The sequence below is a fragment of the Streptomyces sp. NPDC051913 genome, from assembly GCF_044593635.1.
Classification (GTDB): Bacteria; Actinomycetota; Actinomycetes; order Streptomycetales; family Streptomycetaceae; genus Streptomyces.
Genome location: NZ_JBIUCI010000021.1, coordinates 61,090 through 77,150 on the forward strand (window position 1 = coordinate 61,090; position 16,061 = coordinate 77,150).

At 67.9% G+C, this 16,061-nt stretch carries 14 protein-coding genes; 5 read left to right on the plus strand and 9 right to left on the minus strand.

From position 1 onward, the window contains the following. Positions 1-199: hypothetical protein (locus tag ACIHIX_RS40615; protein ID WP_399965518.1), on the plus strand; the 199-nt coding region annotated here is incomplete at its 5' end. Between the two features lie 210 nt (positions 200-409). On the opposite strand, the gene ACIHIX_RS40620 is transcribed toward ACIHIX_RS40615, so the two are convergent. Further along, entirely contained in the window at positions 410-2,017 is a 1,608-nt protein-coding gene (locus tag ACIHIX_RS40620; protein ID WP_399965520.1) for an alpha/beta fold hydrolase, read from the minus strand. A gap of 28 nt (positions 2,018-2,045) precedes the next feature. Continuing rightward, entirely contained in the window at positions 2,046-2,546 is a 501-nt protein-coding gene (locus ACIHIX_RS40625; protein ID WP_399965522.1) for a DUF1269 domain-containing protein, read from the minus strand. A 210-nt stretch (positions 2,547-2,756) separates the two neighbouring features. Here ACIHIX_RS40625 and ACIHIX_RS40630 point away from each other — a divergent pair, with 210 nt between their 5' ends. Then, entirely contained in the window at positions 2,757-3,050 is a 294-nt protein-coding gene (locus ACIHIX_RS40630; protein WP_399965524.1) for a hypothetical protein, read from the plus strand. Between the two features lie 22 nt (positions 3,051-3,072). Here the strand turns inward: ACIHIX_RS40630 and ACIHIX_RS40635 are convergent, their stop codons facing one another. The 7 genes from ACIHIX_RS40635 to ACIHIX_RS40665 all read right to left on the minus strand — a co-directional run bounded on the left by ACIHIX_RS40635 (position 3,073) and on the right by ACIHIX_RS40665 (position 10,762). Continuing rightward, complete coding sequence (locus ACIHIX_RS40635) at positions 3,073-3,657, minus strand: hypothetical protein (RefSeq protein ID WP_399965526.1); 585 nt, start codon at positions 3,655-3,657, stop codon at positions 3,073-3,075. A 3-nt stretch (positions 3,658-3,660) separates the two neighbouring features. Further along, a complete protein-coding gene (gene htpX / locus ACIHIX_RS40640; RefSeq protein ID WP_399965528.1) occupies positions 3,661-4,578 on the minus strand; it encodes a zinc metalloprotease HtpX in 918 nt (305 codons plus the stop codon). Positions 4,579-5,116: 538 nt separating this feature from the next. Further along, the gene (locus tag ACIHIX_RS40645; protein ID WP_399965529.1) at positions 5,117-5,461 is read right to left on the minus strand and encodes a hypothetical protein; all 345 of its coding nucleotides are present in this window, start codon (positions 5,459-5,461) and stop codon (positions 5,117-5,119) included. 387 nt (positions 5,462-5,848) lie between these two features. Beyond that, positions 5,849-6,112, minus strand: a complete 264-nt coding sequence (locus ACIHIX_RS40650) for a hypothetical protein (RefSeq protein WP_399965531.1) — start codon at positions 6,110-6,112, stop codon at positions 5,849-5,851. Between the two features lie 461 nt (positions 6,113-6,573). Continuing rightward, on the minus strand, positions 6,574-6,885 hold the full coding sequence (locus ACIHIX_RS40655) for a hypothetical protein (RefSeq protein ID WP_399965533.1): 312 nt from the start codon (positions 6,883-6,885) through the stop codon (positions 6,574-6,576). A gap of 1,075 nt (positions 6,886-7,960) precedes the next feature. Continuing rightward, positions 7,961-8,728 (minus strand): hypothetical protein, encoded by a 768-nt coding sequence (locus tag ACIHIX_RS40660; RefSeq protein WP_399965534.1) that lies wholly within the window; start codon positions 8,726-8,728, stop codon positions 7,961-7,963. Between the two features lie 138 nt (positions 8,729-8,866). After that, complete coding sequence (locus tag ACIHIX_RS40665; RefSeq protein WP_399965536.1) at positions 8,867-10,762, minus strand: DNA/RNA helicase domain-containing protein; 1,896 nt, start codon at positions 10,760-10,762, stop codon at positions 8,867-8,869. Positions 10,763-11,431: 669 nt separating this feature from the next. Here ACIHIX_RS40665 and ACIHIX_RS40670 point away from each other — a divergent pair. From ACIHIX_RS40670 to ACIHIX_RS40680, 3 genes are all read left to right on the plus strand, one after another. Beyond that, entirely contained in the window at positions 11,432-12,343 is a 912-nt protein-coding gene (locus ACIHIX_RS40670; protein WP_399965538.1) for a hypothetical protein, read from the plus strand. Further along, positions 12,340-13,572 (plus strand): hypothetical protein, encoded by a 1,233-nt coding sequence (locus tag ACIHIX_RS40675; protein WP_399965540.1) that lies wholly within the window; start codon positions 12,340-12,342, stop codon positions 13,570-13,572. Before ACIHIX_RS40670 ends, ACIHIX_RS40675 begins: the two co-directional genes overlap by 4 nt. Before the next feature lie 450 nt (positions 13,573-14,022). Then, positions 14,023-15,699, plus strand: coding sequence for an HNH endonuclease (locus ACIHIX_RS40680; RefSeq protein ID WP_399965542.1), 1,677 nt, complete (start codon positions 14,023-14,025; stop codon positions 15,697-15,699). The last annotated feature ends 362 nt before the right edge of the window (positions 15,700-16,061 follow it).

Sequence of the window (16,061 nt, forward strand, 5' to 3'; positions counted from 1 at the left end):
CCCGCTCGCGGTCTGGGCGTCCTGTTCCGGTAACGCGCTCGCGGCTTGGGCGTCCTGCTCCCGGAATCTGCTCGCGGTCTGGGCGTCCTGCTCCGGTAACGCGCTGGCAGTCTGGGCGTACGTGCTCCTGCAACCCGCGCATACCCTGGGCGTACCGCTCCAGCAGCCCGCTCGCGGTCTGGGCGTCCTGTTCCGGTAACGCGCTCGCGGCTTGGGCGTCCTGCTCCCGGAATCTGCTCGCGGTCTGGGCGTCCTGCTCCGACGACCCGCGCCCAGCCTGTGGGCGTCCCGCTCCAGGAACCCGCGCCCAGCCTGGGCGTCCCGCTCCAGCAACCGCTCACCGCCTGGGCCTCCCGCTCCAGCAACCGCTCGCCGCCTGGGCGTCCCGCTCCAGGAACCCGCTCACCGCCTAGGCGTACCGCTCCAGCAACCCGCCCACATAAGCCTCCAGCCGCCCGCCGAGCACCGCCGGCGTCAGATCGTTCCGGCCCAGCTCGCGCCATGGCCCGGCCAGCTTTGCCGCGTCGGGGGCGTAGCCGAGGGCGTCGAGGAGCCGCCAGTACAAGTGGTCGGCGTCAGAAGCGAGTTGAACTCCGCCGTGCGCCTCGTACCGCTTCCGGAAGCCCAGCCCGTGCTCCGGCCCGTGCAGCAGCGCGAGCGCGGTCGAGCAGTGCGCCACGTCCAGATCGGCCGGCCCCCACGAGGTCTCCACCCAGTCGACGACCCCGCTGATCCGCCCCTCGGCGAAGAGCACGTTCCCCGGGTGGAAGTCCCGGTGCAGGAACACGCCCTCGTACGACGGCGGCTCGCGCCGGATGACGTCCACGGCCCGCTCCCACATCGCGCCCTCGGGCACCCGCACCCGCACCCGCTCCGGGGACGCCCACGCCTGATAGGTGCGCGGACGCTCCTCCGGTACGACGGCGTGGATCCGGACGAGTTGGGCCGCCAGCAGGTCGAGGCGCCGTACGAGATCCTCCTCGTCGACCCGCACCCGGCCCGGCAGCCGGGACATCAACAGGCTGGGGTGATCGGCGAGTTCGGCCGTGGCGTCCACAGCGACCAACTCGGGCGCCGGAACGCCGTCCTGGTCGGCGAGCAGAGTGAGGATCGCCGCCTCGCGGGCGAGGAGCCCGGGCGCGTGGTGCCGGAAGAACGGCTTCACGAAGGAGCGCTGCACGAGGTCCGTGCCGTCGTCGAGGGTGAGCCCGCGCATCTGCGATGTCCAGCCACCCGACAGGAAACGGGTGGCGGCGACCGTGCGGCCCTCGGGGAGCTGCTTGGCCAGCCAGGCACGGGTCGCCCTCCAGCCGTCGACCAGGAGCGCGTCGGCGAAGGCCCGCAGGTCGTCGGCGTGATCGAGGAACCAGAGGCCCAACCGGTGCCCGGCGTCGGGGAGTTCGAGATGGGTGTACTGCGAGCGCGCGGCCAGCGCGTCCTGCACTGCCTCGGTGACCGCGGGCGGGATCACCTCGTCCCGGCCCGGCACCGCGAGCACCGCCCGGCCCTCGTAGGCGCGCAGGACGTCGAGCGCGGGCGCCTCGCGCCAGCTGTCCGGGGTGCGGATGAGCTCGCTGAACGGCCCGTCCCCGTCCCCGAACGGCAGCTCCCAGGCCGCGGCCGCGTACACCGCGGGCGAGCACAGCCCGATCGCCGACACCCGCGTCCCGTAGTGCCCCACAAGATCCGCGACGGTCTGCCCGCTCATGCTGAAGCCGACCAGGACCAGCGGCCCGTCCGCCGCGACCCGTGCGTCGATCACCGCGACGGCCTGCTCGAACCGGCGGCGCAGACTCAACTCCCTCAGCTCACCACTGCTTTCACCGTGTCCGGAGAAGTCGAGGGCGAGGACGCCGCAGCCACGGCCGGCGAACTCCGCCAGTACCGGCGCCAGCCGCTCCGTGCTGCCGTTGCCGGCCCCGTGCAGCACGACGGCGGTGGCCCGGTCCGGACCACCGCCGCCGTACACCCCGCTGAGCCGTTCGCCGTCGTGACGGAAGGTGAAGGAGGAGAGCATGCCCTCATTCGATCACGGCGGCCGGTCCTCAGGCAGCGGACTTCCGTGCCGCCTTGATCGCCTCGCGCAGATGGTCCTCGTCGACCTGGCTCAGCGAGGTCTGCACCAACTGGCCGCCGAACGGCGCCAGTTCCGGGATCACCTTGTCCTGTGCCGCCTGCTTGACCAGGACGAACAGAGCCGCGGCACCGGGGCGCAGATTCTGGCTCAGCTCCTTCATGAAGGTGTCGTTGATCCCGGTGTCGGTGACCGCGCCCCCGGCCGCGCCGGCCGCCGCGCCCACCGCGGCGCCGAGCAACGGCGCGAGGAACAGCAGCCCGATCACCCCGCCCCACAGGGCACCGCCGGCCGCGCCCATGGTGGTGTGGTTGACGGCCTGGTGCAGCTTGATCCTGCCGTCGTCCCGTCGCTCGACGACCACGATGTCCTCCAGCTCGACGAGATGCTGCTTGGACAGCTCGATGACCTTCTCGCGGACCTGATGGGCGGTGGCGAGGTCGTCGTAGGCGACGACGAAGAGATCACTCATCCCGGGCACCCCTTATGTTGCGAAACAGACGGAATCTTGCGTTTCGCCCGACTCTAGGCCGCGGGAAAAGGAGATGCACGCCGAGTGACGGACTCCCTACGCTGGACACCCGTTGCGGAGCCGTCACCTCTGCTTTCGGCAGGACGGGCGTCACTCTGCGCGTTCGGCACTACTCTGCTGCTCACCCACCCACGCACACGGAGGCCAATGATGGGCACCATCGTCATGGCCGGGACCGCAGTTCTGGTCGTCTTAGGATTCGGGAACCACATCTACTGGCTCGCCGCCGTCGCCGTGCTCTTCCTGTACACGCAGTACGGGCGCGGGACGTCGTCCGCCACCCCGTCGAGGGGCGGCTCGTCGTCCGGCGGCGGGATGATGCCCAGCGACTACCGCGCGTACCGCGACCGCCGGGACAAGCAGGCCAAGTGGGAGCGCCGCTACCGCCGCGAGCGCCCCTTCGAGTCCCGCCGTCAGGAGCGCGAGAAGAGCAAGGGCAAGTAGGACCGGCCGGGGGCGTCTCAGGTCACAGACCCGGGGCGCCCCACACCGGGAACCATCGGCTCAGATCCTGCTCAAGGCGCAGATCGTCCCCGAGGGCCGCCTTCACCCGCAGTTCCAGCGCGTTGTCGCGCCGCTGCCCGTCGCCGGACAGCGGCGCGAAGGGGTAGAACGTGCCGCGCTTGTAGAGATAGACCAGCGCGAGCGCCCGCCCCGCCTCGTCCCGGAACCCCGCGAGCGAGCACAGCAGCAGCGGCCCGAAGCCGTTGACCTCCATCGAGGCGTTCACCGCGTGCAGATCGTTGACCAGCAGATGCAGCTGGTCGGGGGCGCGCCGCGACACCAGCCAGGAGTACCCGTAGTCGTCGCGCCGCAGCTCCACCGGGGGGCCGTTCCGGTCGGCGTCCGCGTCAAGCAGCGCCTGCACCTCCCGGTGCGTCTGTTCGAACGCCGCGCCCTCGACGGTCGCGAAGCACACCGCGCCGCTCCCGGACGGGGTGAATCCCGCCGCGGCCTCCAGCGTCACGGCCGCCGAGGGCAGCGCGAAGAGCTGATCGAGATCGGGTGCGACCGGCTTGGTGCGCCCGAGCAGAATGTCCAGCAGCCCCATCTGCTACTCCGCCTTCCCGGGCCGGGCGGCCTCGCCCAACTCGGCGGAGATCCGGCCCAGTTGCTCAAGGCGCTGTTCCAGGGTGGGGTGGGTGGAGAAGTACCGCTCGATGCCGGGCTCCTTGCCGGTGGCCGGGGTGAAGTAAAAGGCGTTGAAGGCCTGCGCGGTCCGCAGGTCCTTGGTCGGGATCCGGGCGAGGTCCCCGGACACCTTCGTCAGCGCGGAGGCCAGCGCCGAGGGCCGCCCGGTCAGCTGGGCCGCGGCCCGGTCGGCGGCCAGCTCCCGGTACCGGGACAGCGCCCGGATGAGCAGGAAGCTCAGCGCGTACACCGCGGCCGAGACACCCATGACCGCGGCGAAGACGACCGCGGTGTTCTGGTCCTTGCGCCCGCCGAAGACCTGCGAGTAGAACGCGAACCGCACGATGAGCCCCGCGATGACCCCGAGGAACGAGGCGACGGTGATCACGGCGACGTCCTTGTGCGCCACATGCGACAGCTCGTGCGCGAGGACACCCTCCAGCTCGTCCTTCTCCAGCCGCCGCAGCAGCCCGTCGGTCACGCACACCACGGCGTGGTCGGGATTGCGCCCGGTGGCGAACGCGTTGGGCATGTCCATGTGGGACACGGCGACGACCGGCTTGGGCATGTCCGCGATGGCGCACAGCCGGTCCACGACCCCGTGCAGCTCCGGATACTCGTCCCGCTCCACGACCTGCCCCCGCATCGCGAACAGCGCGACCCGGTCGGAGAACCAGTACTGCGCCCCGAGCATCGCGGCCACCACGACGACGACCAGCACCCAGGACTTCAGCAGCACGATCAACGCGCCCACGAAGACGACGTACAACAGCCCGAGCAGGAACAGCGTGACCGTCATCCGCACGGTCAGCCGCCGATCGCTCCGGAAACGGCTCTGCATCTGCCTCACCCCGCAGTCAGGCACTCGTCCCACTGCCAGTGTGCACCCGCCCCCACCATGAAGCGGTCGCGATCAGCCCTGCCCCCGGCAAAGGCTCGGCCCGGGCCCGCCCCCTGCACCGACAACAACACCGAGCCCCGCCCCGGGCCCCTGCGGCTCAGTCCCGCATCCGCCCCGGGACCAGTGCCCGTGGCTGAGTCCCGCATCCAGCCCGGAGCCAGTGCCTGTGGCGCAATCCCGCATCCGCCCCGGGACCAGTGCCCGTGGCTCAGTTCCGCATCCAGCCCAGACCCGAGCCCGTGGCTGAGTCCCGCATCCGGCCCCAGACCCGAGCCTGTGGTGCAGTCCCGCATCCGCCCCGGGACCAGTGCCCGTGGCTCAGTTCCGCATCCGCCCCAGACCCGAGCCCGCGGCTCAGCCCCGCATCCGCCCCGAGACCCGCATCCGCCCCGAGACCCGTGCCCGCCCCCAGACCCGTGCCCGCCCCCAGACCCAAGCCCGACCCCAGACCCAAGTCCGCCCCCCCCCAGACCCGCCGTCAAGCCCGGAGCCCGGCCTCGCGCTTGCGCCGCGTCAGCACGTACTCGCTGAACAGCTCCCGCGCCCGGTCGTACAGTTCACTCACCTCCGCCGACCCGAGCGGCACGTCCGCGGTCGGGTGCCAGCGCTGCACGGACTGCCGGGCCCAGTGCCGCAGCTTCTCGTCCGGGTCGTCGATGAGCGCGACCGCCGCCCGCAGCCCTACGACCCCGCCGCGCCCGTCGAGCAACCGGAACGCCGAGACCCGCACCGCCCGGGACCGCCGGTCCGTGAGCCGTTCCATGAGCCACCCGGCGTCCAGCGCCCGCGCCGAGGGCACCAGCGCCAGGGTCGCCTCCCGCATGCTCGACGATCGCGATCCGGGTGGGTGCCCTCCGGTTCCCATGTCCGGTGCCACCGCAGCCATGACCGTGCGTCCAGGTCCAGCGCGATCCAGGCCCCGGGGTTCGCCCCGTCGACTGCGTCCCGGAGACCGGCCCCCTCTGCCGGCCGCAGCACAGCGGCCAGCTCGTCCGTCACATCGTCACTCATCGCTCGCCCCGCCTAGGCCGTGTCTTTCGGATCATCCCGGGGCCGCGGGGCTTGGCACGCCCATCTGCCGCGTTGTCGTCGGTCGCCGACGCTCCGCGTCGACTCCCTCCTCCGCCTTGCAGCTGCACGCACCAAGCCCCGCTCACCGGCACCGGTTCAGCACCGTCGCTCCGAGTCGGGCTGATCCGAAAGACACGGCCTAGTACGGCGCCCGGAACCCGCCGTATCCCAGCAGCACGATGACCACCGCCACGATCCCGAACACGAGCGCCGTCGACGCCCAGCCCGACCGTGGCCGCGTCACCCCGTCCGGGTCGGCGCGGAACGGCTGGGGCCGCGGGGGGTTCTCCTTCCAGCGGGCCGCGAGCATCCGGGCCCGGGCCGAGGGTTCCTTCAGCTCGGCCGCGTCGGCCCAGCGGATGTCGAACTCCCGGTCCTCGTCGTCCCGTTCGGGCTTTCCCATGACCCCGTGACCCCCGTCAGCCGTTATCGAACAGTCGTGCAGGAAACCATACGACGGCGCCCCCACCCCTGGAAAACAGGGGCGAGGGCGCCGTCGCACGGAACTACGCGTCGATCACACGTCGAAGAAGTGACGCCTTGCTGTGATCACCTGGTCGGTTTACTTACGGTGGTTCGCTGACCAGCAAGAGCGCCGTTGTTGTACGTCATCGTTGGTCGTTGTCGGTCCCCCTGGGACGGCCCACAGACGGCCCAGCCGGCTGGCGATACCTTCGGAACACCCAGGGGAAAGCGTCCATCGATCACTCGTCTGTTGAAGCTGTGCGGCGACCAGACGCATACCGTGTGAGGCCAGCGCCCGGCATGGTGCGGCCGGTCAGCCAAGGGAGATCTTTCAGGCAGGAGCAATAGACGCGGCCGCAAAAAGGGGCCCAGCCGCCTACGGGGCCCCCTTCTGCGGGATCAGCGGTTGCGCTTGATGCACTTCTTTGCGAGGAAGACGATGGCCCCCGTCGCCATCGTGCCGCCAGCAACCGGCCCGTCTACGAAACCTGCGAGGTTGGCGGCCTCGGCCATGGCGATCGCCACGATCGCCGCGGTCTCGGCGGAGGGCGTCTCGACGTTCCAGCTCGGCCGAGACTTCCGCGCCTCAGCAGGAGGACGCTCGGCCGGCATGTCAACTGAATGTTCCGGCGTCGGCCCTTGGGTGGGGAACGGCGCCATCTGAGCATTCGACGGACCCCAGGGTCCGCCCGTATTGTTCGTCGGGTTCACGACTTCCCTTTTCTCAGCTCTGAGGGGCGGGAAGGCCGCTGGACTCCATAGGAAAGCGGCCTCCCGTGTGGTGCGGGAGGCCGCGCTATGTATGCCGCCGCCCCCCAGGCGCGTCTCGCAGCCTCTTCGCGATCCGTGCCGGACTCCATAGCGACGACAACCTGGTGGTGACAGGGCCCTGTTGAGCCTCAAGTGGAGTATTGAGGACAGGGCGCTCGCCGTCGTGCGAAAGAGAGTATGCACGCGGCGCCTATTCGTGCGACACGACTACCGCGCGAGTCCACGATGTGAGATGAACCCCCCAAAAAAACCCCGAAAATTACTAATCGCTTAGATGCTGTAACTCCATGGAGTTGTAGATCGTCACTATTCGTAGCTACTCGATTACTCCTTGACGCCCGGGTGGGCGGAGTGGGGATCGCCCGCAACGGCGAACTCCTATCGCGCTGTAGCCAAGGTCAACGCGGAGGGCTCCGGGCAGCCCTTTAGGGCCAGAAACCCTCAGTGATCACACGTCGGGCCGCTTGTCGGCGTCGTATGCGTGCCCACAGGGGCCGTCGCGGCTCGCTGTGCGTAGGGAACCGAGGATGCCCGGACGCTTGCGTCTCTGGACGATAGCGTCGTCAACGAGCTTGTGCGAGGAAGTGGCGTCGGCCCGGAGTGACCTCGCGCGATCGGCGTCTGCCCGGCGCTGACCTGTGGTCGAACGGCCGTCACAGGTCGTTATTGGTCGCTGTCGTGTGCCCTTCGACGGCCCACGGAAGGCCCGGCTCATGGGGTACCGCAGATTTACAGTCCGCGCGCCTGATCTGGCGTGACCACGCGCAAGCAATTTGGATACCGAGCGTGCCTCACGCCAGCCTCGCAGGCCCGCCGTTCGGCCGTCGCACTACAGCCACTCAATCAGCGGCAAGGCCGCGGTCGCATTGCGGCGATCCCTACGGCATCCGAGCGCCCACCCTCAAGGCGCTGGCCGCCAAGCACGTCGGCCACCAGGCAGCTCCTCCACCCTGCCTCCTATGAAGGACCCGGTAGCCACCCGGCTCGCCGCGGGCCTTCTGCAATGGAGTGCTGATCACTCAGCGTCTTCCGCCTTAAGGAACGCGCGGTATTTCACCTCAAGCTCGTAGCCGCCGCCATCCATGAGGTAATCGCAGTAGAGGCAGCTGGCGCGCTGCTGTTCGGGCTCGTCGACTGCCGTTCTGTTTCCGCAGGAGGTGCAGTAGAGAAGTTTTTCTTTCGCGGCGGCGAGTTGCGGCGCGATGCGATCCATACGCTGCTTCACGAACAGGTTGATGTTGCTTAGTCCTCTGCGGATATGGAACAGCGGTGACAATTCCTCGCCTCTGTCGTCCAGCGCGGAGGCATCGTCGCTCAGGATTGTTGTCAGTAGGAATTCCACCACAGCGGCCGCACGGGCTTCCACGGCCGCCGCGCTGTGGGTGAGGCCGAAGTGCTGCAACGCGTTGCGGTCCTGAGTCAGGGCGCGGACGGCCTTCATGTCGTCGTCGGTGACAGCAATCTTCAAGTTGTCGCGGAGCCGGACGAGTGCGTCAACAACAGTGCAACTCCTAAAGTCGCCGCTCTCGTAGAGCTTCCGGGTCGCGCGGGCCGGGTCGTCGAATATGAGCCTCCAGTTCTCCTTCGCAAGGGTCGCTTTTAGGAGAACTTCGGTGCCGGCGTGAAGGTGGAGAACGGCATACTTCACGTCTCGGGGGGTGACCTTGGGTCCGGTGAGATGGCGCGTCGCGCTTTCCAGGTAGTCGAGCGCGTTGGGCAGCGGAGCGAACTCCATCTGCTGTTCGTTCCGTTTACCGGAATTTTTCTCGTCGGCTGTTCTCACCGGTTCCCCCTGGAGCGGCCACTGATCGGCGCCTGGCGGCTGCACCGTACTACGTGGCGGCCAGTGTCGTACCAGCATTTTCCCGGCTATCGATGCGTGCTGTAGCCCTTGTCTGCAACGGGCTCACACCTACCGGGTTCATCGTGCTGCAGAGAGATCACGAGTGGCTCCAGTGAGAAGCTGGCGCAGGCGCTGTTGAGTGGGGGCGTCCGTCGAATAGAGGCGCGTGCCTCGTGTTCCGCGCGTGGCGAGGACGCGGTAGGTGTTCAGCGCGTAACGCAGGTACTGCCGTGGCGACAGTCCCTGAAGGGCGGGATCACGGCTCTCCTTGGGTCTGGCCTGCCATCCGGTGGGAGTCCAGGTGATGTCGTCGCCGAGGATGACTGCGCTGTAGTCGTATTCCATGCCCTGGGCGGTGTAGACGCAGCCGATCTGCTGGTGGCCGCCCTGGTCGGTGGCCCAGAAGGCCCGTCCCGGGGTGTCTGTGCCTGCGAGGATGCCGCCCGCGCCGGAGTTCCAGGGCCGTTGCCACAGATGGTCGCCAGTCTCGTCGGTCCAGGGGATGGACACTTCTGGCGTGAGGGGTGGGGTGGGGGGTGAGTCCCAGGACCAGCAGAAGCCGGCGGTGATGCGTGCACTGCGGCCCGCATGGTGGTGAGTGGTGACCCAGTCTTCGAGTTCGGCGGGGGTGGCGGCGATGGTGAGGTCGTAGTCGGTGCCCTGCCATGCGGGTGCCTGGCCGTCTTCGGTGAGCAGGGCATCGATCCAGTCGAGATAGGTTCGCGAGCCCCCGCACCGGAACTGGGTGGTCAGGTCGATGTGGGCGAAGGTGTAGCCGCGGGCGCGGGCCAAGCGGCGAAGTTCGTCGAGGGTGGTGCCTTCGCTGGGGCGGACGATCTGGCGTTCATCGAGGAAGAGGACGAGTGCCGCGCAGTCGCGGATGAGCCGGGTGAAGAGGTCGGGGAACTCACTGTTCCGTCGCAGCGGGTCGGTGCGTGCCCGGTGGGCCTCGTCCAGCAGGATGATGCTGCTGTCTTTGCTCAGGCCGCGGGGCAGCGTGGTGGTCAGGGTGGTGATGAGGCCCTTGGCTCTCTCCCCGACGGCGCGGGTGAGCTGCTGGGTGAGTGTCCCGGACGGGGACAGGAGCCTGGGGTTGGCGTCCTCTTTGAGACAGAGGTCCCCCAGGACGCGGGCGGCGATCGCGGTCTTGCCTGTGCCCGGTCCGCCTGTGACGGCCACGATGTGGCCGTGCGTTCCCCGGTCGATGGCCTCAATCGCGCGATGGATGGTCTGACGGGCCTTGTCCTGCTCGCCGATGAGCCGAAAGCCGTCAAGGCCTTCGATGGTGTCGCTGACCCTGGCCAGCAGGGACGCGGAGGGACGGTGCTGGGCCAGCAGGAAGTCGCTGACTGCTTGCCGATCCGCGGGTTCTACGTCTGCGCAATGCAGCCGTCCGGCCAGCAGTGAGGCTTCGGCGTCCTTGGGAAGGTCGTCGGCTCCCAGCAGTGGGAAAGCGGCGCTCGGGCCGCCAGCGGCAAGCGCACTCAGGTGCCCGGTCAGCTCTGCGGATGCGTTGTGCAGGAAGGCCAGGCCGCGCACCTCGAGGTCCAGTTCGGGCGGAACCCAGTCGTTGAGGTAGGCGACGTATCCGCCGACCTGGCGCCCGGGATGCAGAACCTCTCGGTCCCCCACCATGAGCATCCCGGCTCCCACCGGATGCGGAGCGGCGAACGTCCACTGTTTGAGTTCGATCACGACAGCCACGAGGCGGCGCTCACGCCGGCCAATGAGGAGTGCATCGATCCTCTGGCTGGAGCCGGGCAGTTCGTACTCCAGCAGCAGATGCAGATCATGTAGCCCGGCGGCAACCAGCACACGCACCAGCGCCGGCCAGCTCTCCGACCAGCTGCGCAACTCCGCTTCCCCCGGCGGCCGTCCGTGCACGGCGGTATACCGCTTGGCGCACTGCGCGACGAAGCCCGGATCGGCGAGCCGGACCGAGGCTTCCGTTACGGTTCCCTCGAAGACATGCATGCATGATCTATAGCAGTCGCAACTGACAGTGCACTCAGTCAAGTTCGTCGCCAGCACGCACAGCCGCCAGAAGGGCCTGGTAGGGATAGAGGCATGACGATCCGAGGACTCCAGGAAGGGCTGGCGCAGTTCGCCCGCGAGCGCGACCGGGAGCAGTTCCACACACCGAAGAACCTCGGCCCGAGGGCCGTATCGCCGCGCGAGCTACGCCCATTCTCGGTGCTGAGTAGAAGAGTTGGCGGGTGAGGATCAGACTTAGTAGCGCAATGCCGACATCAAGATCGAGCTGGTGGGGCCCAACACGTTTGTCTAGAAACGAATCTGACGCTGTGCGACTGAGCCGCAGTATGCGGTTGACGCACGACTCCCTCTCGGAGTAAACCTTTGCCTGCGTCGATCCGCGTCGGCGCGGCTACACGACGCTTGGACCTCCAAATCCGAGTGGCCCCAAGGGCACTGCGACCCGAACGGAAGGCACGGGCAAGGGGCCCGGGGCGACCAACGGTGAAGGTTCTGTTGTCGACGGACGTGGCAGGCGCCACGGAGCACGCCGTTTCGGACGGTTCCCTTCGTGGGCGGACGACACTGTCTCTCTATTCCGGCGTCGCGCCCTTAAGCCGTCGCAGCAACTCGGCTGCAGCACGGTGGTGTCACGATGGGCAAATCCCTGTGACTGAGCACGACAACCCGCTCTTCGACGAGCCGCAGCACCCGCAGCCCCGCATCGAGCTCCCTGCCCAGTCGGAGCACGACTTGGAGGCGCTGAGCATCACCCGCCGACCCCAGCCGATGCCGGAGGTGCCGGCCACCGCTGCGCTGCGGAAGGTTGCGACGCGGCTGGAGAAGAACTCCCGTACCAACCTCGATGAGGACGCCCGAAAGGCCGCCGCGGCACTGCAGGTCGAACCCGAGCGGGCCGCCCTGCTGGTCACCGCGCAGCCCAACGGCGTCTCACTGCTCAGCGAAGTAGCCGTCCCCGGCGGCACCTTGGACGTCATCGAGTGCCGGGCCTGGGCCCGGATGCTATTCCCCCTCTACCAGCCACGTATTGCGGCCATGTCCCTTTCCGTGCCCGCTCCCCGGCTGTTGGACGACCAGGACGAGCACGGCCATCCTCTCGCCCAGGCTCGCTGCGAGTTCTCTTCCCCGAAGGAGCTCGCCGAGCTGGTCCGCGAGACGGTGCGCAGCACCCTGAACACTCCGAAGTCCGACTACTCGGACTCGATCATGCAGAGGGGCGTCTCCGAGCCGCTCTTGGTCATCCTCGTCCGGGTCGCCTTCACCGACGGCTCGCCCTCCCGCGTGCTGCCCATCGTCGTGGACGGCATCTCCCGGCTTTCGTCCGTTGCGAAGACCCGCACCAACCGGACCAATGAGGGCACTGCCGACGCCGTGGTGGAGGACCTTCTCCGCGACCCGAACAGCCTCCGTCGGGCGGTCCGCGACGAGGTCATCACGTACAACGCAGCCCACCAGCGCGGGCTGACCGACCAGGTCGTTCGAGTCGGCCAGGCGGCAACCGTGCCCGTGCGCCTGGTCGTCGGCGCCCACAACGGCAACACCCTGGAGGTCGCCCAGTGACCACGCAGACGTTGGTCGGGGGCGCGAGTGCCCCGACGCCCGCCTTCTCGTTCGTGACGATGGTGGAGAACCTCGTCGCCGGCGAGCACCTGGAAAAGAACCCCTGGACCCAGGACGCGATGTGGCACAACATCGCCAACCAGGTCATCGACGCCCTCGTCACTCGTGGCGTACTGACCCGGGCCCAGGCCGACATCATCACCGGAGTTACCCCGCTCGCCGACCTTCCCACTCAAATCGGCTGCCCCGACGCCTCCCCCATCTGGCGCACGGTGTACACCACCCATGCCCTCACCGCGGGTGCCGCCTTCCGCGCAACCAAGGCCGAGATCCGCAACATCATGGCCCGCCGTGCCGTCACCAACAAGCAGTTCTCCTTCATGCTCGGCGTCGTCGTCGACCGCGACGTGCGCCAGGCCAAGAGCCGCAAGGAGAAGGGCAGCCGCAAGCCCTCTTCCCTGCAGACTGCCCGCAACGCCTTCGGGGACGGCGGATACCTCACCGACGCCGTGGCCGGGACCTCCTGGATGCCGATCTACAAGACTCCTAACGAGCTCTTGGAGATGGCACTGGCCGGCAACGCTGCGGCCCGGACAACGTTGATGATCGGCGGCGGCTACGCCCTGATGATGGACGGGTACCTCACCCGAGACCGTGAGTCCAAGTTCTATGAGGGCACCACGCCCTACCGCGCCACCCCGCCGGTGATCCTCACCGACTTGGCCGGCCACGCCTACGGACTGCGGGTGCTCGCTACCGCTTGGAGCCGGTGGAAGCCCGAGTTTCCGAACCACGAGTACGACATCCCGGACATCAAGGAGGACGGGACGATCGTCATCGCGGGGCAGGCCATCGAGACTGTTCAGCCGCTGCGGCTGACCGAAAGCCGGCTCTTCGAGATCGCCAACCCGAGCAAGGTGCTGGCCAGCTTCCTCAAGCAACAGGAGATCCGTCAGGCGCAGAACCGCCCCGCCAGCCCGGAGGAGCGTGACCGCGCGAACCGTGAGCGCCTCGCCTTCGCGCTGCAGATCGCACGGGAGGCCGTCGCAGACCTCCAGGCTTCCACGGTCTCGCCGCCGCCTCACCCCTTCGGCAGCCACGACGAGTGGAAGAAGGGGATGGACGCCTCGCACGAGGTGTACGTCACGCTCGTGAAGAACGAGCCCGACACTCAGGCCGGATTCATCGACAGCGACGACCCGGACAACGACGAGGAAGACTCGTACTAGTCGTCGAAGAAACCCACGCTTGCTGACCGAGGCGTCGACCGGAAACTACCGGCCGGCGCCTCGGCGCGTGGCCAGTCCAAGGACCCTGCCTCCCTAGGCACCCGATCGCTGCCGAAACGTTTGCTGAGTGCTGTGTCGCGCGCTCGCTACCGTTGCCGAGCACGACCAGGCCTGAGGTCGCTAGCGTCGCGCACACGGGTCACGAAGCAAGTGAGGCGACACCCTTCAAGTAGTCCGATCTAGTCCGAGACCATCAGGGCCGGTCCGTCAACAACCCGTTTTCGCTGCAGAATGCGGCCGTAGCCTCATCAACACCGCGCAAGACGCCGCGGGTCCAGTGGCGAGTGAGACCAGGACTGAGACCTGGGCAACGGCGAGATGAGCAGTGGGCGCTGTCCTGGACGAGGCATCCAGGGCTCGTTGTCAGTGGCCTGCTCTACGGTGTTGGCCATGGCACCGTCTGAGATCACTCGTGCAGGCATTCTGCAGGCGATTGCAGAGCACGACCGGCTCGGCCCGGAAGCGTTCCGGGACACCTACGGCTACCGCGCCGCGGCTACCTATCTCCTTGAGCACGAGGGGAACCTGTACGACTCGAAAGCGATAGCTGGCCTCGCCCACAAGTATGACTTCGGCGTAGCGCTCAAGCCCTCTTCCCCAGGGCTCAGCGGGGGTCTCAAGCACGCGGTGGCGTGGCTCCGGAGGGAGGGCTTCACTGTGGTGGAGCCCCCCAAGACCTTTCACAGGCGCGTGGGAGACGTCCGGCCGGCTCGACGTGCGACGGCGCCCGCTCTGCACCGTCCCGTTCTTCTGCTCTGGGCTATCGGCCAGGCTCTGGCCGGAGCGCCCCGCATGCAGCCCTGGGCAGCCACACGTGATGCTGTCGCACCTCTGCTGGTGAAGTACGGTCAGGTGGAAGACGGTGTGGACGGGGCTCGATACCCGTTTTGGGCCCTTGTGCGCGATGAGCTGTGGACCATCGAGCAGGGGGAGGACCTCAATCTGACCAGCCGTGGGCGGCGCCCGACACTGGAGTCTTTGAATGAGGTCAATCCCCTTGGTGGTCTGCGCGAGGATGACTACACCCTGCTCCGCTCGCACCCGGATGCCGGGGCATCCGCGGCTGCCGGACTGATCCTGCGGTACTTTCATCCCCTTCCAATGGGCTTGTTCGAAGACTTCGGGCTCCACGAGTTGCTCGCCGGCAGGTGGCCGGATGCTCTGCGCCCGGTACTTGGGGAAACGTTCAAGGATCGGGACGCTATTTGGCGGGCCTATGGCGGTCAGAAGATGGCAGGAATCGGCTGCCTCGCTGATGGCATCCTGAGCGTCTTCTCGGACGACAAGGGGCCTTACGCCGATGGGCGCATCCCGGACACCAACTGGATCGCCTACGTGGGCGACGGTCTGTCTGGTGACCAGAAGCTCACTGACGGCAACGAGCTCATGGCCGAACACCAGATGGCTGGTCGCCCGCTGCGCTACTGGCACAAGCCGTTCCAGGGACAGTTCAGCTTCGAAACCTGGGCCGTGATCGTGCAACGCCGACTGCGGTGGGGCGTGGGAGAGGACAAGCTGCCACGTCGTGAGTTCCTTTGGGTGCTGGCGCCCGTTCCTTCCCCGGAGCGGGAGACCTGGCCCGCCGATGTGCTCGAGGCGCTGGACGCCGATACAGGGGAGCTCCACGACGACACTGGCGACTACCGTCCCAGCGACCTCGCCCTCGAAGCCCCCAGTGGCGATGAGAGCGACGAGGATGCGTATCGGCGTCTGGCGCAGAGGGCCGAGGCGAACGCCGAGCGGCGCCGCGGGATGAAGAAGCCGACGCTGGCCGACAAGTACGTCCGCGACCCCAGCGCGCGAGCTGCCGTCATCAAGCGCTGCCGCGGCAGGTGCGAAAGCCCGGAATGCGCAGGCCACCCCACCGAGTTGACCACAGCCGGCCTGCCAATCTTGCAGGTCGACCATGTCAAAGACCTCGCCAAGGAGGGACCCGATGTCCCTTGGAACATGATCGCCTTGTGTCCCAACTGCCACGCCCTCAAGACCTACGGCGTAAACAAAGAGAAGCTCCGGCGCCTGCTCGCTGCCGCAGCACGACGTCTTCATGATGCGATGCTCGATTGACTACGCGTGCCGGTGCCTACTCGTGGAGGAGGCACCGGCACGCCACAGGAACTGCATTCAAGCGCGTCAAGCATGCAGTACGTGTGTCCTGGTCAGGGGCGGTTTCACTTCCCACGAAGCACTCCTCCAGCAGGTCAGGCAGAGTGTTGCCGCGCAGGGTGGCAGTACTCTCCGTCGTACCGGGCAAATAGACCATTATGGACCCTGTTGCTACTTACCGAACCGGTCACACCGGCAACCCATTGCTGGGCGAGGCTCCGGGGTAAGCGCCGGTTACGAGCAGTAGTCTGCAACAGCCCTAGCTGCCCCCGCGACGGGTCGCTTCAACAACCCGTCAGTTGTCGGCGTGACGGCTTAGGGTG